This window comes from Achromobacter sp. 1012554356 (assembly GCF_059760815.1).
Genome location: NZ_JCBANC010000032.1, coordinates 31,465 through 52,351 on the forward strand (window position 1 = coordinate 31,465; position 20,887 = coordinate 52,351).

The window sequence follows — 20,887 nt, forward strand, 5'->3', positions numbered from 1 at the left end:
TCCCATCAACGGGTCAGGGCGCGGAAATGCCCAGCGCCTCGGCGTGGCGGACCAGATCGGCAAGCGATCGGACCCCCATCTTGCGCATGACGTGGCCTCGGTGAATCTTGACGGTGATCTCGCTCAGGCCGATCAGGCCCGCCACCTGTTTGTTCATCAGGCCCGACACCACGTGCGCCATGACCTCGCGTTCGCGCGGGGTGAGGGTCTCGTAGCGGGCGCGCAGGCCATCCATGGCCGCATCGCGGGAACGGCGCTGGGTGTCGCGTTCGATGGCGGCCGAAACCGCATCCAGCATGTCCTGTTCGCGAAAAGGCTTGGACAGGAAGTCGACCGCGCCGGCTTTCATGGCGCGCACGGTCATGGGGATGTCGCCGTGGCCGGTGATGAACACGATCGGCAGGTCGATGCCTTGGCGGATGAGCTGGTCCTGGAAGTCCAGTCCGCTGATGCCCGGCAGGCGCACGTCCAGCACGATGCAGCCGGGCGCGTCGGGGATCTGGGTCTGCAGCAGTTCGGCGGGCGACGCGCACAGGGTGGTGCGCAGGCCGATCGAGCGGAACAGGCTGTCGAGCGACGCGCGCACGCTGGCTTCGTCGTCGACGACGATCACCTGCGATTGCGCAGCGGCGGGCGATGCGCCGGGGGCGGTACGGTTGTTCATGCGGAAAGATTCCCCTGCGTGGTGGCGAGCGTCAGCGTGAAGGCCGCGCCCGCGCCTGGCGTGTTATCGACGGTAAGGCTGCCGCCATGGGCCTGCGCCGAGGTGCGGCAGATCGGCAGGCCCATGCCCATGCCTTGCGGTTTGGTAGTGAAGAAAGGGTCGAACAGGCGTTCCAGGTCGTCAGGTGCGATGCCCGGACCGGTATCGCCCACGGTGACGGCGACCAGACCGTCGTCGTCGTGGCGCCGCGCGCTGACTGACAACTGGCGTGCCTGAGACTGGCCGGACATGGCCTGGCTGGCGTTGACCATCAGGTTGACCAGCACCTGCTGAAGCTGGATCCGGTCGCCCATGATGAGCGGCAGGCCCGGCTCGATGTCCACCTGCAGCGCGACGCGCTCGCGCGTGAGCTCGTGCGCCACCAGGCGCGTGGCTTCCTCGATGACAGCGCCGATATCCAGCGCTGCCTGCTGCACCGGCGCCTTGCTGAGGAACGCGCGAATGCGCTTGACGATCTCGCTGGCGCGCCGGCCTTCGGAAATGATGCGTTCCATCGCCAGCTCGACCTCATGCAGATCGGGCTGGGGACGGCGCAGCCAGCGCATGCCCGCGTCGCCGCTGGTGACGACGGCCATCAGGGGCTGATTGACTTCGTGCGCAATGGATGCGGTCAGCTCGCCCAGCGTGGCGACACGCGCCGCGTGCGCCAGTTCCGTCTGCGCCAGCAGCAGCGCGTCCTGCGCCTGCCTGCGTTCAGTGATGTCCACCACGAAGACCAGCACGGAGCCGTCCAGGTCATCGGCGGGCGGGAAGGTGATCGTGAACAGCACCGGCACGCGCGAGCCGTCCGCGTGCACGACTTCGGTCTCGCCCTCGTGGAAGGCGTCGCCCTGGGCGAATGCCGTCAGGGATCGCGCGAACATGCGGTCGTCCTCGCACAGGATGTCGTCCACGGAGTAGGGTTCGGGCGCCGCGCCCGGCCGGCCCACCATGGCCAGAAACGCGGGATTCATGTCATCGACCGCGGTCAGCTTGCGGACCTGGCCGATGAATTCGGGATGCTGGGCAAGGTGGGCGGTGAGCGCGGGACCGTCCATCAACCCCAGGGCGGTCAACTCGGTGCGCACGGCGCGCCAGTCTTCCTGGATGACACCGATGCGGCTGGCGTCGAACATGCGGCGGTAGCGTCGTTCGCTGCTGACCAGCGCGGTGTAGGCGGCCTTGCGATCGGTGACATCGCGGTGCGTTTCCATGACCCCGGTGACGCGGCCATGATGATCCCGCTGCAGCACCCAGCGGCTTTCCAGCACCAGCGTGGCGCCGGCCTGGGTCTTTTGTTCCAGCGTGCCGTCCCAGCTGCCGGTCGTCAGGAGCTCGGCCTCGATGGCCTCGCGCCGGTCCGGGTAGCGGGTCTGCAGCAGATCATCGGCAACGCGTCCCAGCGCCATGCTGGCGGGCCAGCCGTAGGCGTCCTCGGCGGTGCGGTTCCAGAAGTTGATCACGCCCTGATGGTCGCGCACGAAGATCATGTCGTGCGACAGATTGAGCAGGCGCGCTTGCGCCGCGAGCCTGCGGGTGGCGCTCTGGTTTTGTAGCGCGAGCAGCGCGGTGATGCCGATGGCTGCCAGGCTGACCAGCGCCCGGACCGTGGGCGAGCCCACATGATTCAGACCGTGGGAATTCAGATAGGCCGCGATGGTGAGCACGATGCCGCCGGTGCCCGCCACGATGATGTCCAGGCGCCGGAACGTGCGTGCCGCAAGCAGCACCACCACGACATACAGCACGGCCACCGCGCCGTCGAAGTCGGTGAACGTATCGACCACCGCAATGATCAGCGCCAGCAGCAGGGCGGCCGCGCGAAACAGGAACTGCATGCGATGCGGGCCCGCGGTCTCCGGGGCGCCGGGACGCGACTGCTGCGGCGGCTGGCCAGGTGCGCGGCCGAGTGTCGACGTGAGCAAGATCCACCTCTGGGTAAGGGCGCGCAAGCCGGGCAGAAATCCGGGGGCACGCAATGAGACCCGCACATTATCAGCGATCTTTGGAAGAAGACACGCGTATTTCCTGGGTAAACCTTGGTATGACCCGAGAAAACGATCAGCCGATTTTGCTGGCGGATCGCCGTGGCTATTCTGGTTTCCATCGGGAATCAACGCCCGAATCGTGAAGCCAACCCGGAGAAATTCCATGAACGATCTTTCGCTTCAAACCCGCATCACCGCTCCCCTGCGCACGCCCACCGACCTGGGCGCCGAGGCCAGGGTCGACATCGCCGCGGCCCTCACGGGTCTGCTGGCCGACATGTTCGCGCTGTACCTGAAGACCAAGAACTTTCACTGGCATATGTCGGGTCCGCATTTTCGCGACTACCACCTGATGCTGGACGAGCAGGGCGACGAAATCTATGCCACGACCGATGTCATCGCCGAGCGCGCCCGCAAGGTGGGCGGCACGACGCTGCGTTCGATCGGCCACATCCAGCGCCTGCAGCGTCTCTTGGACAACGACGCCGACTACGTGACGCCCGAAGACATGCTGGCCGAACTGGCCGACGACAACCGCCGCCTGACGGGCTTCCTGCGCGCCACCCACGCTGTGTGCGAGGAACACAATGACGTCGCCTCGACCAGCCTGATCGAAAACTGGATCGACGAGGCCGAGCGCCGCACCTGGTTCCTGTACGAATCGACCCGCGCCGCACGCTGAGCCGAACCCGGTCAATTGCTGTCCTGACCCTAGCGCCGCGCGCGGCGCGTCCAGGAGACGTTTCATGTCATACGACTATCCCGCGGCCGTCCTGCCTGCCGGCACGACCGCTCCGTCCTTCGCCTTGCCCGCCACGCCGGACCAGACGGTCGCGCTGGAAGAATTGCGCGGCCGGCCGCTGATCCTGGCGTTCTATCCCGCGGACTGGAGTCCTGTCTGTGGCGACCAGATGGCGCTTTACAACCAGATCCTTCCTGAGTTCCACAAGGCCGGCGCGCAGTTGGTCGGTATTTCGGTGGACGGGGTCTGGTGTCACGCCGCGTTCGCCGCGGACCGCAAGCTGCATTTCCCCCTGCTGGCGGACTTCGAGCCCAAGGGCGAGGTCGCCCGGCGCTACGGCGTGTACCGCGAACAGGAGGGCATCGCCGATCGGGCGCTGTTCGTCATAGACGCCGACGGCGTCATCCGGTGGAGCTATGTGTCGCCGCTGGGCATCAACCCGGGCGCCGACGGCATCCTGGACGCGCTCGACAAGCTGGCCCCCGCCTTGCAAGGAGTGCAATCATGAGCCGCCTTTTCATTCCCGTGAATGCACAGGACCACGCCGCAGGGCCGGACACCGCGCCCGTGACGCTGGTGGAGTATGGCGATTACGAGTGTCCGTATTGCGGCGAGGCCTATCCCGTGCTGAAGGCGGTGCAGCAGGCGCTGGGCGACCGGTTGCGCTTCGTGTTCCGCAACTTCCCCATTTCGGAACTGCATCCGGATGCGGTCGCGGCGGCGGAGTTTGCCGAGGCCGCCGCGCAGGCAGGCAAGTTCTGGCAGGCGCACGACATGCTCTACGAGCGCCAGAACGCGTTGAAGGAGAGCGATCTGTTCGCCTACGGCGAGGAAATAGGCCTGTCGCCGCAAGTGCTGCAGCGTGCGTTCGGCGGGGCGTTCGATTCCAAGATCGAAGTGGACTTCAGCGGCGGCGTGCGCAGCGGCGTGAACGGCACGCCCACGCTCTTCATCAACGGCCTTCGGTATGACGGTCCGCGGGACGCGGACAGCCTCATCGATGCACTGACGCAAGCGGCGCGCGGCGCGGCGGTGCATGCGTGAACGGGTAGCGGCAGGCATCGTCCGGCCGCTACCCGTTCACGCCATGGGCTTAAGTCTGGCGATTTGCTGCCGTTACATTTCTCGAAGGAAACCCGGCCGGGGGTGCAGGCTTGCCCGCGGCCTCCAAGAGGAAGAGACGCCATGACATCCGTTGCCTCCATCGGCCCCGTGACCACGATCGGTCTGGCGCCGCCCGCCACCGGCGTGACCCGCGCCGGCGACAAGGCCGACAATGCGGCCGTGCCCGCATCCACGACGGTCACGCTCGGCCAGGGCACGTCCCCCGCGCTGACCTACACGTCGCAGCCTGCGGCAGCGGGCGTGGTCTGGGAGCGCCAGGCGGCGGACAAGGTGTCCTCCGTCATCGCCGACACGCTTTCCGCCCGCACGCTTGCCGGGCGTCTCGAAGGCGTGGCCGCGGCGCTGCTGGACAGGTTCCAGACCGACGGCGGTAATTATTCGCAGTCTGCAAGGATGTCGCCGGGCGCCGGGCAGATCGACGCCCTGGGCACGGTGCAGGCAGGATCGGCCGCGCAGGCCGAGGATGCCTACACGCTGCGCATCACGACGGCCAGCGGCGTGAAAGTCCAGGTCAGCCTGACCAACTCCGCGGATGGCATTGGGGTGCAGATCGACGTGGCCGAGGGCGAGCTGTCCGAGACCGAGCGCAAGGCCATCGCCGGTCTGTCCAAGGCGTTCCAGGACACGGTGGACGGCCTGGCATCGGTGCCGCCGCGCATGGCGTGGTCCAGCCTGGCCAAGTTCGATTCCGCGGTGCTGTCGTCGGTGTCGCTGCAAGCCACGACCACGACGGATGGCGTCGTCTCGCAGTCCATCGACTTTTCCGCGGACAGCAAGCAGCGGTCGCTGACCATCAAGAACGCCGACGGCGTGGTGAAGGTCGACGTCGACGTGAGCAAGGCCGCGCTCTTTGGCAACGCGCAGCAGCGCGCCGCGGCCGTCAGCGATTATCTGCAGCAGTTCGATGCCGCGCGCAGCCGGGGCCGAGGCGATGAGGCCTTGATGTCCGTGTTCAAGGACGCATTCGCTGAACTGCACCAAAGCTATGAAGCGGGCGCCGCCCCGTCCAGCCAGTCCCCGCGCATCGTGGCGGCCGGCTACACGTACCGCAGCCTGCTGTCGGGCGTGGCCGACTTCTCGGCCTCGATCTCGCAGACCATGGACGCGAGCAATCCGTACAAGACCAGCGAAGTCGACCAGTTCACCTATCAGGTCTCGCAGAACAGCAACGTCAGCGGCCGGCCGTTATTCGACCTGGCCGTCAAGCAGGAGCAGCGCGCCAATCTGACCGCCAGCTTCCATACCGCATTCACGCCGCAGCAGAAGCTGGAGCTGTCCAACGACAAGGACTCGCAGAACTACAAGTTCTTCCAGATCAAGGACGAGGTCACCAGTCAGACCGGTATCCGGTACGAACTGGGCGGGCTGGCGGAAGCGACCTTCACGCATACGCGGAATCTGTCGACGCGGGTGCAGGCGTACGTGAAGGGCGAGCTGATCGAAGACACCTTGACCCCTGTGATCGAAACCCGGACGCGCGACCTGTTGTCGCTGGTGCGCGCCGCGGAGCGGGAGCCTTCGGAGAGCGAACGCCTGCAGCGCCGTGACCCGGCGGCCGCAGATGCGATGCTGCTGAGCAAGCACCTGGCCCTGTCCCGCGCGGTGGCGCGAGAGCGGCAGGACTGAGCGGTGAATCGGGCAAGGCCGGCTGTCTTGCCCGATGCATGACCTGACAATCACCTGAATCGGTAATCAGAATATAAAAACAATGTCGTTCCCGGCTGGGAAGCGACCCGATATCGTCCGGATTCCAAGGGCTCGTCAGCAGCCCATTTCAGGAGAATCCGATGTCCCTACGCACTCTGCTGGCCGGCGCCTTTGCCGCAGCGGCAACCCTGGCCGCGGCGCCAGCCGTTGCGCAGCACGCCAAGTATCTGGTCTCGACGGACTGGCTGGAAAAGAACCTCAATGACCCGAAGGTGCGGGTGGTGGAGGTCAGCGTCAATCCGGGCCTGTACGAACGCGGCCACATCCCGGGCGCGGCCAACGCCAGTTGGCACACCGACCTGGTCGACACCGTCAACCGCGACATCGCGCCGCCGCCGCAGTTCCAGGCGCTGCTGGCCCGCTCCGGCATCAACGCGGACACCACGACGATTCTGTACGGCGACAACAACAATTGGTTCGCCGCATGGGGCGCCTGGATATTCGACATCTATGGCGTCGACAACGTCAAGATCCTGGATGGCGGCCGCAAGAAGTGGGAGTCCGAAGGGCGGCCCCTGTCAAACAGCGTGAAGGTCCACGCGGCCGGCACGGTCAAGGTCAAGGAGGCGAACCCCGCGTTGCGCGCGCGTCTGCAGGACGTGCTGGCCGTCGCACGCAAGGAGAAGGACGGCGTGCTCGTCGACATCCGGTCGGCGGACGAATACAACGGCAAGATCTTCGCGCCCAATGGCGTGCCGGAGCTGGCCGTGCGCGCGGGCCACGTGCCGGGCGCGGTGAACGTCACCTGGAGCAAGCTGGTGGCGGAGGACGGCACGTTCAAGTCCGCGGACGAGCTCAAGGCGATCTATCAGGCGGCGGGCGTGGATGGCACCAAGCCCATCATCACGTATTGCCGAATCGGCGAGCGCTCCAGCCATTCGTGGTTTGCGCTGAGCAAGCTGCTGGGCTACGACGTGCGCAACTATGACGGGTCCTGGACGGAATACGGCAACAGCGTCGGCTCGCCCATCAGCAATCCGGCGGGCACCGTGTGGGGCAAGACCTGAGTGAACGCCTTGCGCTTTGTATCGGCCGCCGCGGTGATGGCGGCCATTTTTCTGGCGGCATGGTTCGTGTCGTCGCAGCCCGAGGGCGGACGCAGCCTGTCGCTTTCGCTCTTGCTGGGCGCGGCGTTCGGTGTCGTGCTGCAGCGGTCGCGCTTTTGCTTCTACTGCATCGCGCGGGACTTCATCGAACGCCGCGAGACCGCGGGCCTGTACGCGGTGCTGATCGCGCTAGGCACCGGCGTGCTGGGCTACGCGGCCGTGTTCGGCGCCTTCCTGCCCATCCCGTCGGCGGATCGCCTGCCGCCCGGCGCGCACATCGGGCCGGTCAGCCTGGCGCTGGTGGCGGGCGCGTTCGTCTTCGGCATCGGCATGCGGATCTCGGGGTCGTGCATCAGCGCGCATTTCTACCGGCTGGGCGAGGGTGCGCTCGCGTCGCCCTTTGCCTTGCTCGGCGCGGCGTTGGGATTTGTGCTGGGCTTCGCGTCGTGGAATGCGCTGTATCTGTCGCTGATCCAGGGTGCGCCCGTGGTCTGGCTGCCTCGGCACCTGGGCTACGGGGGGAGTGTGCTGGTTCAGTGCGGCGCGCTGGTGGCGCTGGCATGGGCATTGAGCCGCGCGGGGCGGCGCGCGTCGTCGCCCGCGACATCCGCCCCGCAATTGGCCGTACCGCTTTGGCGCGCCGTGCTTCAGGACCGCTGGCCGCCGGCGGTGGGCGGTCTTCTGATCGGCTTCATCGGCGTTATCGCCTACTTGCGCATCGCGCCGCTGGGCGTCACGGCGGAACTGGGGAGCCTTGCCCGCACGGCCGCGGCGGCGTCGGGGTGGCTGCCGGACAGGCTTGAAGGGCTGGACACCTTTGCGGGCTGCGCCACCGTGGTCAAACGCGCGTTGCTGTCCAACAACGGCGTCTTCGTGATGGCATTGGTGGCGGGTGCGTGGGCAGCGGCATTGGCGGCGGGCGCTTTCCGGCCTCGCTTGCCATCCATGAAGGACATCGCCCGCAACTTCGCGGGCGGCGTGCTGATGGGCTGGGGCGGCATGACGGCGCTGGGCTGCACCGTCGGGACGCTGTTGTCCGGCGTGATGGCCGGCGCGGCGTCGGGATGGGTGTTCGGCGCCGCCTGCCTGGCCGGCATCTGGGCGGGGCTGCGGGTGGCAAGATCGCCCGCAGCTGCGCCGGTGCTTACTTGAACAGCGCGGCGTTCTCTTCCAGCACCGCGTCGGCGCATTGCGCGTCCAGGTTGCCGCCCGGTGCGCCGGCCACGCCGATGGCGCCGATCACGCTGTTGCCGGCCTTGACGGGCACGCCGCCGCCCAGCAGCAGGAAGCCCGGAATGTCGGTCAGGTTGGCCGCGCCGGGGTTCTTCTGCGCGTTTTCCATCATGGTCAGCGTGGGAGTCTTGGCCGAGACCGCGGTGAAGGCCTTGGCGCGGCTGGCTTCGATGGTGTGCGGGCCGGCGTTGTCGGCGCGCGCAAAGGCCTTGAGCAGACCGGCGCGGTCCACGACCGACGCGCTGACGTTGTAGCCCTTGGCCTGGCAGGCAGCGACGGTGGCCGTCGCGAGCTTTTGCGCATCGGCCATCGACAGGTTGTTCTCGCTCAACACGGCAGCGTTGGCGGCGCCGGCGAAAGCCAGCGTGGAGAGCAGGGCGGCAAGCGACAGTTTCTTCATGGTCTGCATCCTTTTCGGGGGTGTTGCGGTAGGAGCAGACAGTGTGGCCAAAAGGCCGCGGGCGCGGTATACGCCCGACTACGCGCGCGCCTCCGTAGCGTTACGGAGGCGACGCTTCAATCGAGCAGGGTCGCGTACTGGCGGATGAGTTGCGCCAGCGACTCGGCTTCCAGCTTTGCAAAGACGTTGGCGCGGTAGGTCTCGACCGTGCGCGGCGACAGGTCGAACTCGCGCGCGATCTCCTTGTTGCTCATGCCGCGCACGATGCGCTCCAGCACCTCGTGCTCGCGACCCGACAGGCGCGCCAGGCGGTCCGCCGCCGCCTGTGTGACGGCAAGGCGCTCGCGGCTGGCGATGTGCGTGCGCACGGCCGCCTGGACGGCATCGAGAAAGACGTCGTCGTCGACCGGCTTTTGCAGGAACTCCATGGCGCCGCCTTTGAAGGCACGGCGGCACAGGTCTACGTTGGCGTGGCCGGTCAGCATGACCACGGGCAGGTCGGACCGTTCGGCCAGCTGGGCCAGCACGTCCAGTCCGCTGATGCCCGGCATGCGGATATCCAGCACCACGCAACCGATCACCGGTTGCGCCAGCGCGGCAAGAAACGCCATCGGGTCCGCAAAGCCCGCGCTGCGCAGGCCGACGCTGCGCAGCAGCAGCCCAAGCCCGTCGCGGACCGCGTCGTCGTCGTCCACCAGGTAGACCAGCGGGGAATGATCGTTGGGATTCATGCGGCGGCTCCGGCCTGCGGCAGGCTGACGGTAAAGCATGCGCCAGCGGGGCTGAGGTTGCGCGCGGCAATGCGGCCATCCATCGAACCAGCGAGCGTATCGCACAGCGCCAAGCCCAGGCCCATGCCCTGGTCGCGGGTGGTGAAGAACGGGGCGAACAGGCGCGGCATTGCGTCCGCCGCAATGCCCGGGCCGGTGTCGCTGACGCTGAACTGGTAGCTGCCGTCGGCCGCGCGGCCTTCCAGTGCAATCTGGCGCGCACCCGAAGCGCCGTCCAGCGCGTCAGCCGCGTTCTGCACGAGGTTGTGCAGGATCTGTTCGAGGGCCACGCGATCGCCCAGGGGCCGCGCGCCGGGGCTGGCGTTGGTCCAGGTCAGGCGGATGCCCTGTCTGGCAAGCTCGGGCTCGCGCAAAAAGCGAAGCGACGCCACCAGCGCGTCGGGGTCGATGGCTTCGCGCCGCGCGGGCGAACTGGGCTGCACCAGCGCTCGCATGCGGCTGATGATGTCGGCCGCACGCTTGGCTTGCTCGGCGCTGGCAAGCAGCGCGTGGCGCACGACTGGACGCTCGTCCTCGTCATCCAACAGGCGTGCGGCGGCGCGGGTTTGCGCCAGGATGGCGGTCAGCGGCTGGTTGAGTTCGTGCGCGATGCCTGCAGCCATTTCGCCCAGTGTGCTCAGGCGCGCCATGGCCGCCAGACGCACCTGTTCCTGTTGCCGGCGAGCTTCCGCGCGCGAGCGTTGCCAGGCGGCGGCGCCAGCCATCAGCAGGCCGCTCGCCGCGGCCCAGGCCAGCCAGGCGGTCCATGGCCAGAATCCGGGGGTGAGCGTGCGGGTGCTGCGCATCTGAAACGGCTGGCTGGCCGCGCCCAGCGGCTTTTGCAGCGCCAGGGTCCAGCCGGGCAACGCGTCGTGGGGCTGTTTGTCGAGCAAAGGCAGCGGATTGCGGTCCACGGCCAGGGTCAGGTTGCCCAGGCCCGGCGGAAAGTCGGCGGCCGGCACGAGCTGGCGCGCGTCGATCAGCAGGCTCCACCCGGAAGGCGACACCAACCAGTAGCGCGCGTCGTCCACGGCGATGGTCACGGGGCGACCCAGTTGCCGCGCGCGCTCCACCGCTTGGGACAGGCCAGCGGGTTCGGGCAGGCTGCCCGCCCAGACGCCGCCGGGCAGGTGGCCCAAGCCCAGCAACTGCGGCATCGCGGGCTGCAGGCTGGGAAAGAGGCGTTCGGGGGCGGGGGGATGCGACAACGCGGCCAACGTGGCCAGGACGGCTTCATGCTGCACCGTCTTCTGGCTCAGCATGCGCTGGGCGATGCTGGTGCTCTGGAAGAAGCGCTCGTACTGGTCCACGTATTCCTGCCGCGCGATCCAGATTGCGCCCAGACAGAAAAGCACCAGCCAGCAGATGAAAGCGCGCGTGCGCGAGAGGGGATTCACGCCGGCAATTATGCCTTGCGGGTAACGCGCGCCGGAATCCGTAGGGCTACGGAGGGTCAGGCGGCCAGCTTGTGTGGCCCGGCGCCGTCCGCTGGCTGCGAGTTGGCGGACACCGCCATCTGATACAACGCGGCCACCAGGTCCGACTGCGTCACCAGACCTTGCAGATGGCGTGCCTCGTCCAGCACCGGCACACAATGCAGGCTGTCCGACATCGGACGCGCCAGCTCGATCACGGGCAATCCGGGCGTGGCAAACGGCACTTCGCTGCGCATGCAATCGGCCACCAGCAGGTCCGGCGCGGATTCGGCATCCGTGGCAACCGGCGTCAGGCGGCTCTTCCTGGCCAGCACGTCGCCCTGGGCGATCATGCCGGCGTAGCGGCCCGCCGAATCCAGCACGGGCAGGGCCTGGACACGGTGCTTGTCGAACAGGCGGACCGCATAGTCCAGCGGATCCTTTTCCATTACCGTCACCACGTCGCGCGACATGATGTCGGCGCAGCGCACCTCGCCAAAGCGGCGCACGCTGGCGCGCAGCTCGGCAGCCAGCACGATCTCTTCCAGGTCTTCCTTGCTGATGTCCAGCAGCTCACCGCGCTGGGTCAGCGCCTCATCCAGGTCGGTGCGCGAAAAGCCCAGCCGCGCGCTGGGGACCAGATCGCGCGTGTTGTGGCCGGCGGCCGGCTCCGCATGGCGGCGGGGGTAGTTGCGTTTCAGCGCGCCGTTGAAGACCACGGCGATGCACAGCAGGATGACGGAGTTCAACGCCACGGGCCACAGCGCAAAGGCATAACCCAGCTTGGCGACGGCAGGACCGCCCAGCACGGCGGTCAGCGCCACGGCGCCGCTGGGCGGGTGCAGGCAGCGCAGGGAGAACATCGCGCCAATCGCAAGCGCCACGGCGACGGCCGCGGCGATGCCGGGAACAGGAATGAATTGGGCGCAGAAGACGCCGATCAGCGCAGACACCAGGTTGCCGGCCATCAGCGACCAGGGCTGGGCGAGCGGGCTGGCCGGCGCGGCAAACAGCAGCACGGCCGATGCGCCCATTGGGGCGATGAACCACGGATTGTCCGCGCCCAGCGCGTGGCGTCCCACCCACTCGGTGCAGAACAGACCGAGCAGGGCGCCTACCGCACCGTAAAGTTTTTCGCGTCCATTGACGCCCACGGGCGCTGGCGCGAACGACCCCAGCCAGCGCTTGATTGACACACCCAAGACAGTCTCTCCTCGCGACGCATTGATATGTCGCGGGGCGACAATTTATCACGAGGCTTATTTCCTGGCGGCATGAGCTTATGCCGCGCAGACCAAATCTTGGATGAAAAGCCGGTGGGTCAGTCCTTGCCGGGCTCGGCGCCCATGCGCGTCAACAGCCGCGTCAATAGCGGGCGCATGGCGTGCAGTTCTTCGAGGTGCGAAGCGGACAGGTCTTCCAGCATGCGTTCGGCCTTGGCTGTCAGCACGACCTCGACGCGGCGTCCGTCTTCGGGGTCGGCTTCGCGGCTGACGAGATCCAATCGCGCCAGTCGACCCACCAGTTCGGCGGCGGTGTGCGGCCGGATCAGCAGGCGTTCGGCGATTTCGCCGACATAGAGTCCGCGCCGTCCGGGCGCGTTTTTGCGCGTGCCCTTGATGGCAAGTAGCGCCTGATGCTGCTGCGGCATCAGGTCCAGGCCCGCGGCTGCGCTTTCGCTGAACGCCGCGAATTTTCGCAGCGCATAGCGGAAATCCGCGAGCAGTTCGTAGTCGGCGGGGGACAGGCGAGTGGGAGTCGTGGAGGCGTTCACCGGGCGATTCTAATATATGTCGTGCTACGATATATATGACTTTTCGCAAACTTCGCGCGAATTCTTCCAAACCACTCCCTGACCATGCCCCCCATTTCCTCTTCCGCCAAGCCCGGACTGCGGCTTGGCGACTTCACTACCGACCGTCGCGTCGTCCTCTTGATGGGCCTCGCCATACCGGTCGGACTGGCTAGCGTGGCTGCCGCCTGGCTTCTGCTCCGCCTCATCGCACTGTGCACCAATCTGGCCTATCACGGCCTGTTTTCGTTTGCCGACCTGCCTATCACGACAGGGCGGCTCGGACTCGGCTCTGTGTTCATTCCGGTCGTCGGCTGCCTCATCATCGGCCTCATGGCGCGCTACGGTTCCGAGAAGATTCGTGGCCACGGCATCCCTGAAGCCATGGAAGCCATCCTGATCGGCAAGAGCCGCATCCACCCGAAGGTGGCCGTGTTGAAGCCCGTATCTTCGGCCGTGTCCATTGGCACCGGCGGGCCGTTCGGCGCCGAAGGGCCCATCATCATGACCGGCGGCGCGATCGGCTCGCTGCTGGCGCAGACCATCCACCTGGACGACGGCGAACGCAAGACGCTGCTCGTCGCAGGCGCGGCGGCCGGCATGACCGCGATCTTCGGCACGCCGCTGGCCGCGGTGCTGCTGGCGGTCGAGCTGCTGCTGTTCGAGTGGAAGCCGCGCAGCTTCCTGCCCGTGGCCGTGGCGGCGCTGGTGGCGGCCGCGACGCGCGCCTTCATCATGGAACCCGGCCCGATCTTTGCGTATGCCGGCACGCTGGCCTTCACGCCGTGGCATCTGGTGGCCTGCGCCGCCGTGGGGGTGCTGGCGGGCCTGGGGTCCGGTGTGCTGACCTCGCTGGTGTACTCGGCCGAAGACCTGTTCGAGAAGCTGCCCATCCACTGGATGTGGTGGCCGGCCATCGGTGGTCTGGTTATCGGTATTGGCGGGCTGATCGAGCCCGCGGCGCTCGGGGTGGGCTACGACAACATTCGACACATGCTGGCGGGCGATCTCGCCTTTCAGGCCGTGCTGGTGCTGCTGGTGGTCAAGGTCGCCATCTGGTCGATCGCGCTGGGCTCCGGCACCTCTGGCGGCGTGCTGGCTCCGCTGCTGATCTTCGGTGGCGCGCTGGGCGCACTGGCGTCTCCCGCGCTGCCGCACGCCGATCCCGGCTTCTGGGCGTTGGTGGGCATGGCGGCGATGATGGGCGGCACCATGCGCGCGCCGCTGACGGCCACGTTGTTTGCCGTGGAGCTGACCGGCAACATGCACGCGCTGCTGCCAGTGCTGGCGGCCTGCGTCTTTGCCTACGGCGTGACGGTGCTATTGCTCAAGCGTTCGATTCTGACCGAGAAGATCGCGCGCCGCGGTCACCATATCAGCCGCGAGTACCGCGTGGATCCCTTCGACCTGCTGCGCGTCGCAGACGTGATGACATCGCCCGTGCAGACGCTGCCGGACACGATGACGGTGGCGCACGCCGTCGCGCATTTCACCACCGCGCAGCCGGTCCATACGAGTTATCCGGTGCTGGACGGCGAGGGCATCGTGATCGGCGAGGTCACGCGCGCCGACACCTTGGCGTGGGCGCTGCAAGGCGAGCCTGACGAGCGGACGCTGGCGCAAGCGCTGGATGGGCGCGAGCTGGTGTACGGGCATGCCGACGAACTGGCCAGTCAGATCGCGGACCGGATGGCCTTGTCCGGGGCGGGGCGGGTGCCTATCGTCGATCGGGATAGCGGCCGGCTGCTGGGGATCGTGGGCCGCAAGGATTTGTTCAGGTCGCGCGCGCGCCGGTTGCGAGAGGAAAGCCAGCGGGCGGCGTTCTTCCGCCGGGCGCCGGCGGCGGCCGGGAGGCTGGGGAAGACGGGGTGATGATGCCCGGCGGGCCTTATTGGTCTGCCACGCCGGGCTGCCATGCCGGCCGGCAGGATCAGACGCCAGTTTGACTAGGCCGCCGCAAAGCTTTTACCGCCCGATGCGCGCAGCGCCCACAACACGTCCAGCACGTGCTGCGTGGCCGCTTCCACTTGCCCCGCGCGATGCGCGATGCCCAGCGGACGCCACAGCGCGGGCCTCACGGGCCGCATGATGACGCGGGGATCTGGTTGCGGCGCGGTGGCCTCATGCGGCAGCAGCGTCGCGCCATAACCCGCGGCCACCAGGCTCTTGATGGCGTCGTTGTAGTTCAATTGAATGCGCGCGCGAGGATTGAGTCCGGCGGCCGCGAACCATTCTCCGGTCAGGCGCGACAGCCGCGTGCTGGCGTCGTTCAGAATCAGCGGCCTTTCGGCCAGCCACGCGGGCGTGAGGCGCGCCGGCGCTTTCCATGCCGCGGGCAGAAAGGCCATCACCGGGTCGCGGTGCCACGGACGCAGAACCAGACCGTCAAGGGGAGGCTGGGGCAGCGCCACAAGTCCCACGTCCAGCGAGCCATCGGCCAGCCGCCGCAGGGTTTCCTGGGACGTCAGTACCGCCACCTGCACGTCAATGCCGGGGTGGTCGCGTCCCAGCGTTTCCAGCGCCTGCGGCAGCAGGTGGGCGATGGCCCCGGTGGACGCGCCAAGCCGCACGCGTCCCGCCAACCCCTGCACCTGCCGCTGCACGTCGTCCAGCGCCTGGTCCGCCTCCGCGAGCAAGCGGCGCGCACGTTCCAGCAATGTTTCTCCGATGGCCGTGGGCCGGACCTGACCGCGTTTGCGCGTAAGAAGCGGTGCGCCAACGCGGATTTCGAGGTCCGACACGTGCAGGCTGACCGTGGGGGGCGCCAGATGCAAGGCGCGCGCGGCGTCGGCGAACGACCCGAGGTCGGCAATGGCGACCAGGGTGCGAAGACGGTCCAGGCTGATTTCGCGCATGAGAGTTTCCGGTCGGATATCAGTTGCGGATGTGGTGTTCCAAAGCGCCCGCGCCGAAAACGCGTCGGAATCGTTCAGAAAACCTGAATCAACCGATCATGATATTCGACTTTTCTTATCTCGTCGTCAGATCGAAGATAAGGTCCATTCCTGAACGAATCAGGCAACGCCGAACCACCCGGACAGCATCATGACCCAACCTCTTGTTTTCATCGACGGCGACCAGGGCACGACCGGTCTGCAGATCCATGAACGGCTCAACGGCCGCAGCGGCCTGCGGCTGCTGACGCTGCCCGAGTCCGACCGCAAGAACCCGCAGCGCCGCGCTGACGCGATCAATTCCAGCGACATCGCGATCCTTTGCCTGCCCGACGAACCCGCGCGCCAGGCGGCCGCGTCCGTCGTCAATCCCAAGGTGCGCATCATCGACGCCAGCTCCGCGCACCGTACGGATGCCGGCTGGGTGTACGGTTTTCCGGAAATGAGCGCCGGCCAGGCCGATCGCATTGCCCACGCGCTGCGGGTCAGCAACCCCGGCTGCTATCCCACCGGCGCCATCGCGCTGCTGCGTCCGCTGGTCCAGGCCGGACTCGTGCCCGCCGACTATCCCGCGGTCATCAACGCGGTGTCCGGTTACTCGGGCGGCGGCCGCGCCAGCGTGGACGCGTACGAAAGCGCCGACGGCCCGCGCGGTCCCGCGTTCCAGGTCTACGGCCTTGGGCTGGCGCACAAGCACACGCCCGAAATCGAACGGCACGCCGGCCTCACGCAGCGTCCGGTATTCGTGCCGTCATACGGCGCATTCCGCCAGGGCATTGTCCTGACCATCCCGCTGCACCTGCGCCTGCTGCCAGCCGGCGTGGATGCCGAGCAGTTGCACGCGTGCCTGCAACAGCACTACGCTGGCGCGGCGCATGTGCAGGTCGTGCCGCGCGATGATGCCGCCTCGAATATGGATCCCGAGGCGCTGAACGGCACCAACGATCTTCGGTTGGGCGTCTACGGCAATGCGCAACACGGCCAGGTGCTGCTGACGGCGGTGTTCGACAACCTGGGCAAGGGCGCCTCGGGCGCGGCGGTTCAGAATCTGGATTTGATGCTGGCGGCGATGCGCTGATGCCTGACGGCGCGGCGGCGGGATATCGGGCGCCGCGCCATTGATCTGATGCGAACAGGCCGCCAATCGCGGCAGCCGTGTCAAGGCCGCTTGGCCTTGACACGCGGTATCACTTGTCCAGCCAGGGCGCTTCTTTCCAGAGCTGCTGGAACTGCGTTTCGCCCGCCTTCAGTTCCTTGGCGTATTCCGCGGGCGGCAAGTAACGCAGCGGCGCGAACATTTCGCGGGCCTTGGCCTGGAATTCCGGGTCGTCGACCGTGCGCTTGACCGCGGTAACGAGCTTCGTGCGCACGTCGTCCGGTAACCCCTTGGGCGCGGCCAGTCCGCGCAGCGAAGCCAATTCGAAATCGAATCCCTGTTCCTTGAACGTCGGCACGTCCGGCAGCGCGGCCGAGCGCGTGTTGCCCATCTGCCCCAGGAAGCGCAGCGGCGTGCCGCCTTTCTGGTACTGAAGCGCCTCGCCCACGTTGATGGCGCCGATGGTGATCTCGCCGCTTGCCAGCGCGCCGCGCACTTCACCGGCGCCCTTGTACGGGATGTGGCTTAGCTTCGTGCCCGACGCGCGCTCGAACCGAAGCATGGCCAGGTGGTCGTCCGAACCCGTGCCCGTGGTGCCGACGGTGACCTTGCCCGGATTCTTCTTTGCGAAGGCGGACAGGTCCGCAAGGTTCTTGATCGGGTTGTCGTTCAGGACCGTGAAGGCGCCGGGGTCATCGATCAGATTGCCCAGCAGGTCAAAGCTTTGCCAGGTGAAGGCGGTCTTGCGCTCGATGGGAATCGTCAACAGGTTGGGCGTGTTGATGAAGCCGATGGTGTAGCCGTCCGGCTGCGCCCGCGCCAGTTCCGCAAAGCCGATCGCGCCGCCCGCACCGGGCCGGTTCAGCACGACGATGCGTGCGTCGCCGCCCAGGTGCTTTTGCAGGTAGGGCGCCATCATCCGCGCGACCAGATCGGTGCCGCCGCCGGGGCCGTATGACACGATCAGGTTGATCGGACGGTCCGGATATCCGGCGGCCTGCACGGCGCCGGAGAACAATGCGGCGCCTGCAAGCAGGGTGGCCAGAGTGCGCAGCGTGCGGCGTTTGTTTTGTTGTTGCATGGTTGTCTCCCTCAGGGGTTCTGGCGGTCACCGCGCCGGCCCTTGTGCCTGGGCCGGCGCGGCCCGTGGGGCGGGGGCCGGCGCGTCTGCCGCGTTGTTATGTCAGCGTGGCGATACGTTTGGCGGCCAGGGGCCAGACCTCCGGATTCACAAGTTGCGGCGGCCGCTCGCCACGCAGCATCGCGGCAAGCTGCGTCGCCGATGAACGGGCGACACTGCGGCGCGCCTCGTGCGTGACGCCTGCGGTGTGGAAGGTGGCGACCACGTTGTCCAACGCGAGCAGCGGGGCCGAACGATCGGGCGGTTCCTGTTCCCAGACGTCGAGCCCCGCGCCCCGCAGATGCCCGCTAAGCAGTGCGTCGTGCAATGCGCTCTCGTCGTGAATGCCTCCGCGCGCCGTCGAAATGAACACCGCGCCCGGCTTCATTGCCGCAAAGGCCTTGGCGTCGAACAATCCTCGTGTGGACGCGTCGAGCGGGCAATGCAGCGACACGATGTCCGATTCCGACAGCAACTCGTCCAGCCCAACGGGTTCGGCCCCGCGGCTGCGGATGATCGCGGCGTCCAGCAGCGGATCGTGGGCAATGACACGCAAGCCGAAGCCTTGCGCGATGCGCGCGACGCAGGTGCCGATTTTGCCGATGCCCACCAGGCCGATGACGCCGCCGTGGATTTCGTGGCCCATCAGATCTTCGCGGGAGAATCCGCTGGCATGGCGCAGGCGGTTGTGCGATTCGACAACCCGGCGTTGCACGGCCAGCAACAGGGCGTACGTGTGCTCAGCCACGGACTCCGCGTTGCCGCCGGCCTGATTCACGACCGCGATGCCGGCCGCCGTGCAAGCCGCCACGTCAATCGTGTCGTAGCCGGCACCGCCCGATGACACACACACGAGGTCGGGGCACTGTGCGATCAATGCCGCGTTGACAAACCATTGGCGCGGCAGCTCGTCCTTCGCCGCAGACACGTGGTAGGCGTGGGCCGACCTCAAGCCGGCGAGCGTGCGCCCGTCGTCGCCTTTTGCCGGCAGCACCGACAAAGCGATGCCTGGCGTGGCGCCAATGATTTCGTCGAATACCGGATTGAGCCACAGGTCCAGACGGCACAGGCGGGCGGGGCCCCGTGGCGTGGCAGCGCTCACAATACGCCCCGCGTCTTGAGGACCGCGTCGACCCAGCTGCGGTCCAGCGTGCCCCGCTCGATATCCTTCAAGACCTGCGCCTCGGATTCGGCAATGGCGCGTACCCGTGCCGCAATCGCTGGCGCCTCGTCCGGGCGGATCGACAGCAATCCGTCGGCGTCGCCCACCAGCAGGTCGCCTGGCAGCACGACCATGCCGTCCACGGTCACCGGCACGTTGATGGCGCCGGGGCCGTCCTTGTACGGACCACGGTGCGCGACACCGCGGGCATAGACGGGAAAATCTCCCTCGCCGATGGTTTCGCTGTCGCGGATGGCACCGTCGATCACGAAGCCGCCCAAGCCGCGCTTTGCAGCCCAGCCCACCATGATTTCTCCGATGATGGCGTTGCTCATGTCGCCGCCCGCGTCAACAACGATCACATCGCCGGGCTGTGCGGTATCAATGGCCTTGTGAACCATCAGGTTGTCGCCGGGCCGGGTGCGCACGGTGAAGGCACGTCCCAGGATCCGTCGGGTCCGGTGCATCGGCCGCAGGGACGACGTGCCAGTGCTGCGGCTCATCGCGTCGCTGATGTTTGCCACCGCCAGGTCTTGATAGGCCGCAAGCGTCTCGCGGCTGGGACCGGGTGGGCAGTCATGCAAGGTGAATCCAAAATCCGGCATGTCGCCTCGTCTCCAGAGTGATTGTTTGAGGCGACTCTACGCCCGCAAATTCAGGAGATAAAGCGAATAATTTGACGATGGATATAACGCTTTTCGGAAACTGTCCTGGGGTGCGGACAATGTTTCTCGCTGTCAGATCATGCCGGCGGGCGCGTGGAAATCCAGGCACGCCTCGGCATGCACGCGCAGGGTCTCAAGCATCGGCCGGGTATCGTCCCGGCGCCACTGGAACGTGTAGGTGAGCGGGCGCAAAGGCGGGAACGCCGGCAGGGCCTGCAAGTGGCCTCGTTCGATCAGGATGCGAGCCCAGGCCGAGGGCAGGAAGCCCAGCCCCAGGCCTTGCTGCAGCATGGCCGCGATCCCGCCCCAACCATTGCAGCACTGGTTGCGGCCGGGCGATACCCGCTGTTCGGTCAGCCAGTCATCGAGAATGCGGATTGCGCCCGAGCTTTGCGGGAGCGTGATCAGGGTGAGGCTCGGCAGGTCGGCCGGCGTGATCTGGGCGGGGTTAGGCACGGCGCCCGGCGCAGCGACCCATTCGAATTGCGCACTGCCGATGATGCGCGATGCAATGGACGGACGGGACGAGGGGCCGGCGATCACAGCGAAGTCGAGTTCGCCTTCCTCCAAGCCGCGCTCGACCAGTTCCCCGACGCCGACGAACGGCTCGACTAGCAGGTTGGGGTGGTCCAGCTGGATGACTTCGATGAGCCTGGCCATCCAGGTCAGTGACGTCAGCTCGCCCGCGCCAAACCGGCATCGGCCCGAATAGCTCAGGTTGTTGCTGGCCTGCTGCATGAACTGGTCGGCGTTGCGTAGCAGGTCCTTGGCGTGCGGCACCAGTTGTTCGCCCAAGGCTGTCAATGTCGCGCTGCGCGCGCTGCGGCTGAACAACTCAGCCCCGATGGACGATTCCAGTTCGCCAATACGCTTGGACAGCGATGAAACCGAAATATTGAGGCGATTCGCGGCGATGGCAAAATTCTTGCACGTGGCGGCCCAGTAGAAGGCCTCGAGTTGCTTGAGCGTCATGGGGGCAGTCGCCTGGATCCGTATCGAGAGTGAATAAAAGTGTATGGAAGACTATCG

Annotated in this window: 20 protein-coding genes; 8 read left to right on the forward strand and 12 right to left on the reverse strand. The window is 67.1% G+C overall.

The annotated features are described in order from the left end of the window. Positions 1-13: 13 nt before the first annotated feature. Positions 14-664: a response regulator transcription factor gene (locus tag AC6LJW_RS17270; protein ID WP_056561523.1), complete on the reverse strand. Its 651-nt coding sequence runs from the start codon at positions 662-664 to the stop codon at positions 14-16. Further along, complete coding sequence (locus AC6LJW_RS17275) at positions 661-2,628, reverse strand: PAS domain-containing sensor histidine kinase (protein ID WP_200949365.1); 1,968 nt, start codon at positions 2,626-2,628, stop codon at positions 661-663. Before AC6LJW_RS17275 ends, AC6LJW_RS17270 begins: the two co-directional genes overlap by 4 nt. A gap of 226 nt (positions 2,629-2,854) precedes the next feature. Here AC6LJW_RS17275 and AC6LJW_RS17280 point away from each other — a divergent pair, with 226 nt between their 5' ends. From AC6LJW_RS17280 to AC6LJW_RS17305, 6 genes are all read left to right on the forward strand, one after another. Next, positions 2,855-3,373, forward strand: a complete 519-nt coding sequence (locus AC6LJW_RS17280) for a Dps family protein (RefSeq protein WP_105239085.1) — start codon at positions 2,855-2,857, stop codon at positions 3,371-3,373. A 64-nt stretch (positions 3,374-3,437) separates the two neighbouring features. Beyond that, a complete protein-coding gene (locus tag AC6LJW_RS17285) occupies positions 3,438-3,941 on the forward strand; it encodes a redoxin domain-containing protein (RefSeq protein ID WP_056561517.1) in 504 nt (167 codons plus the stop codon). Then, a complete protein-coding gene (locus tag AC6LJW_RS17290) occupies positions 3,938-4,477 on the forward strand; it encodes a DsbA family protein (protein ID WP_056561515.1) in 540 nt (179 codons plus the stop codon). Before AC6LJW_RS17285 ends, AC6LJW_RS17290 begins: the two co-directional genes overlap by 4 nt. 141 nt (positions 4,478-4,618) lie before the next feature. Continuing rightward, entirely contained in the window at positions 4,619-6,184 is a 1,566-nt protein-coding gene (locus AC6LJW_RS17295) for a hypothetical protein (RefSeq protein WP_498087844.1), read from the forward strand. 161 nt (positions 6,185-6,345) lie between these two features. Beyond that, positions 6,346-7,272, forward strand: a complete 927-nt coding sequence (locus AC6LJW_RS17300) for a sulfurtransferase (RefSeq protein ID WP_056561511.1) — start codon at positions 6,346-6,348, stop codon at positions 7,270-7,272. Positions 7,273-7,308: 36 nt separating this feature from the next. Continuing rightward, positions 7,309-8,463 carry a YeeE/YedE family protein gene (locus AC6LJW_RS17305; protein ID WP_498087858.1) on the forward strand — a complete coding sequence of 385 codons (1,155 nt, stop codon included), beginning with the start codon at positions 7,309-7,311 and terminating at the stop codon, positions 8,461-8,463. On the opposite strand, the gene AC6LJW_RS17310 is transcribed toward AC6LJW_RS17305, so the two are convergent. From AC6LJW_RS17310 to AC6LJW_RS17330, 5 genes are all read right to left on the reverse strand, one after another. Further along, entirely contained in the window at positions 8,456-8,944 is a 489-nt protein-coding gene (locus AC6LJW_RS17310; RefSeq protein WP_056566538.1) for a GlcG/HbpS family heme-binding protein, read from the reverse strand. The genes AC6LJW_RS17305 and AC6LJW_RS17310 overlap by 8 nt on opposite strands. Before the next feature lie 116 nt (positions 8,945-9,060). Beyond that, the gene (locus AC6LJW_RS17315) at positions 9,061-9,675 is read right to left on the reverse strand and encodes a response regulator transcription factor (RefSeq protein ID WP_105239080.1); all 615 of its coding nucleotides are present in this window, start codon (positions 9,673-9,675) and stop codon (positions 9,061-9,063) included. Further along, positions 9,672-11,111: a sensor histidine kinase gene (locus AC6LJW_RS17320; protein ID WP_427987999.1), complete on the reverse strand. Its 1,440-nt coding sequence runs from the start codon at positions 11,109-11,111 to the stop codon at positions 9,672-9,674. The genes AC6LJW_RS17315 and AC6LJW_RS17320 overlap by 4 nt, the downstream gene beginning before the upstream one ends. Positions 11,112-11,167: 56 nt before the next feature. Further along, on the reverse strand, positions 11,168-12,331 hold the full coding sequence (locus AC6LJW_RS17325; RefSeq protein WP_498087845.1) for an HPP family protein: 1,164 nt from the start codon (positions 12,329-12,331) through the stop codon (positions 11,168-11,170). Positions 12,332-12,450: 119 nt separating this feature from the next. Continuing rightward, complete coding sequence (locus AC6LJW_RS17330) at positions 12,451-12,903, reverse strand: MarR family winged helix-turn-helix transcriptional regulator (RefSeq protein WP_156395096.1); 453 nt, start codon at positions 12,901-12,903, stop codon at positions 12,451-12,453. 84 nt (positions 12,904-12,987) lie between these two features. Between AC6LJW_RS17330 and AC6LJW_RS17335 the strand changes: the two genes are divergently transcribed. Next, positions 12,988-14,793 carry a chloride channel protein gene (locus AC6LJW_RS17335; protein ID WP_498087846.1) on the forward strand — a complete coding sequence of 602 codons (1,806 nt, stop codon included), beginning with the start codon at positions 12,988-12,990 and terminating at the stop codon, positions 14,791-14,793. Positions 14,794-14,867: 74 nt separating this feature from the next. On the opposite strand, the gene AC6LJW_RS17340 is transcribed toward AC6LJW_RS17335, so the two are convergent. Then, on the reverse strand, positions 14,868-15,776 hold the full coding sequence (locus tag AC6LJW_RS17340) for a LysR family transcriptional regulator (RefSeq protein WP_498087847.1): 909 nt from the start codon (positions 15,774-15,776) through the stop codon (positions 14,868-14,870). A 190-nt stretch (positions 15,777-15,966) separates the two neighbouring features. Here AC6LJW_RS17340 and argC point away from each other — a divergent pair, with 190 nt between their 5' ends. Next, positions 15,967-16,893 (forward strand): N-acetyl-gamma-glutamyl-phosphate reductase, encoded by a 927-nt coding sequence (gene argC, locus AC6LJW_RS17345; RefSeq protein ID WP_498087848.1) that lies wholly within the window; start codon positions 15,967-15,969, stop codon positions 16,891-16,893. Positions 16,894-17,002: 109 nt separating this feature from the next. Here the strand turns inward: argC and AC6LJW_RS17350 are convergent, their stop codons facing one another. The 4 genes from AC6LJW_RS17350 to AC6LJW_RS17365 all read right to left on the reverse strand — a co-directional run bounded on the left by AC6LJW_RS17350 (position 17,003) and on the right by AC6LJW_RS17365 (position 20,830). Continuing rightward, positions 17,003-17,992 (reverse strand): tripartite tricarboxylate transporter substrate binding protein, encoded by a 990-nt coding sequence (locus AC6LJW_RS17350; RefSeq protein ID WP_498087849.1) that lies wholly within the window; start codon positions 17,990-17,992, stop codon positions 17,003-17,005. A 97-nt stretch (positions 17,993-18,089) separates the two neighbouring features. Next, on the reverse strand, positions 18,090-19,136 hold the full coding sequence (locus AC6LJW_RS17355; protein WP_498087859.1) for a hydroxyacid dehydrogenase: 1,047 nt from the start codon (positions 19,134-19,136) through the stop codon (positions 18,090-18,092). Continuing rightward, positions 19,130-19,798 (reverse strand): RraA family protein, encoded by a 669-nt coding sequence (locus AC6LJW_RS17360; protein ID WP_056561493.1) that lies wholly within the window; start codon positions 19,796-19,798, stop codon positions 19,130-19,132. The genes AC6LJW_RS17355 and AC6LJW_RS17360 overlap by 7 nt, the downstream gene beginning before the upstream one ends. 132 nt (positions 19,799-19,930) lie before the next feature. Beyond that, complete coding sequence (locus tag AC6LJW_RS17365; protein WP_056561492.1) at positions 19,931-20,830, reverse strand: LysR family transcriptional regulator; 900 nt, start codon at positions 20,828-20,830, stop codon at positions 19,931-19,933. Positions 20,831-20,887: the final 57 nt, after the last annotated feature.

What these genes read in the sequence shown, in the direction of transcription:
- AC6LJW_RS17270 (WP_056561523.1), bottom strand. Translation starts at nt 664, where the DNA reads ATGAACAACCGTACCGCCCCCGGCGCATCGCCCGCCGCTGCGCAATCG.
- AC6LJW_RS17280 (WP_105239085.1), top strand. Translation starts at nt 2,855, where the DNA reads ATGAACGATCTTTCGCTTCAAACCCGCATCACCGCTCCCCTGCGCACG.
- AC6LJW_RS17285 (WP_056561517.1), top strand. Translation starts at nt 3,438, where the DNA reads ATGTCATACGACTATCCCGCGGCCGTCCTGCCTGCCGGCACGACCGCT.
- AC6LJW_RS17290 (WP_056561515.1), top strand. Translation starts at nt 3,938, where the DNA reads ATGAGCCGCCTTTTCATTCCCGTGAATGCACAGGACCACGCCGCAGGG.
- AC6LJW_RS17295 (WP_498087844.1), top strand. Translation starts at nt 4,619, where the DNA reads ATGACATCCGTTGCCTCCATCGGCCCCGTGACCACGATCGGTCTGGCG.
- AC6LJW_RS17300 (WP_056561511.1), top strand. Translation starts at nt 6,346, where the DNA reads ATGTCCCTACGCACTCTGCTGGCCGGCGCCTTTGCCGCAGCGGCAACC.
- AC6LJW_RS17305 (WP_498087858.1), top strand. Translation starts at nt 7,309, where the DNA reads ATGGCGGCCATTTTTCTGGCGGCATGGTTCGTGTCGTCGCAGCCCGAG.
- AC6LJW_RS17310 (WP_056566538.1), bottom strand. Translation starts at nt 8,944, where the DNA reads ATGAAGAAACTGTCGCTTGCCGCCCTGCTCTCCACGCTGGCTTTCGCC.
- AC6LJW_RS17315 (WP_105239080.1), bottom strand. Translation starts at nt 9,675, where the DNA reads ATGAATCCCAACGATCATTCCCCGCTGGTCTACCTGGTGGACGACGAC.
- AC6LJW_RS17335 (WP_498087846.1), top strand. Translation starts at nt 12,988, where the DNA reads ATGCCCCCCATTTCCTCTTCCGCCAAGCCCGGACTGCGGCTTGGCGAC.
- AC6LJW_RS17340 (WP_498087847.1), bottom strand. Translation starts at nt 15,776, where the DNA reads ATGCGCGAAATCAGCCTGGACCGTCTTCGCACCCTGGTCGCCATTGCC.
- argC (WP_498087848.1), top strand. Translation starts at nt 15,967, where the DNA reads ATGACCCAACCTCTTGTTTTCATCGACGGCGACCAGGGCACGACCGGT.
- AC6LJW_RS17350 (WP_498087849.1), bottom strand. Translation starts at nt 17,992, where the DNA reads ATGCAACAACAAAACAAACGCCGCACGCTGCGCACTCTGGCCACCCTG.
- AC6LJW_RS17360 (WP_056561493.1), bottom strand. Translation starts at nt 19,798, where the DNA reads ATGCCGGATTTTGGATTCACCTTGCATGACTGCCCACCCGGTCCCAGC.
- AC6LJW_RS17365 (WP_056561492.1), bottom strand. Translation starts at nt 20,830, where the DNA reads ATGACGCTCAAGCAACTCGAGGCCTTCTACTGGGCCGCCACGTGCAAG.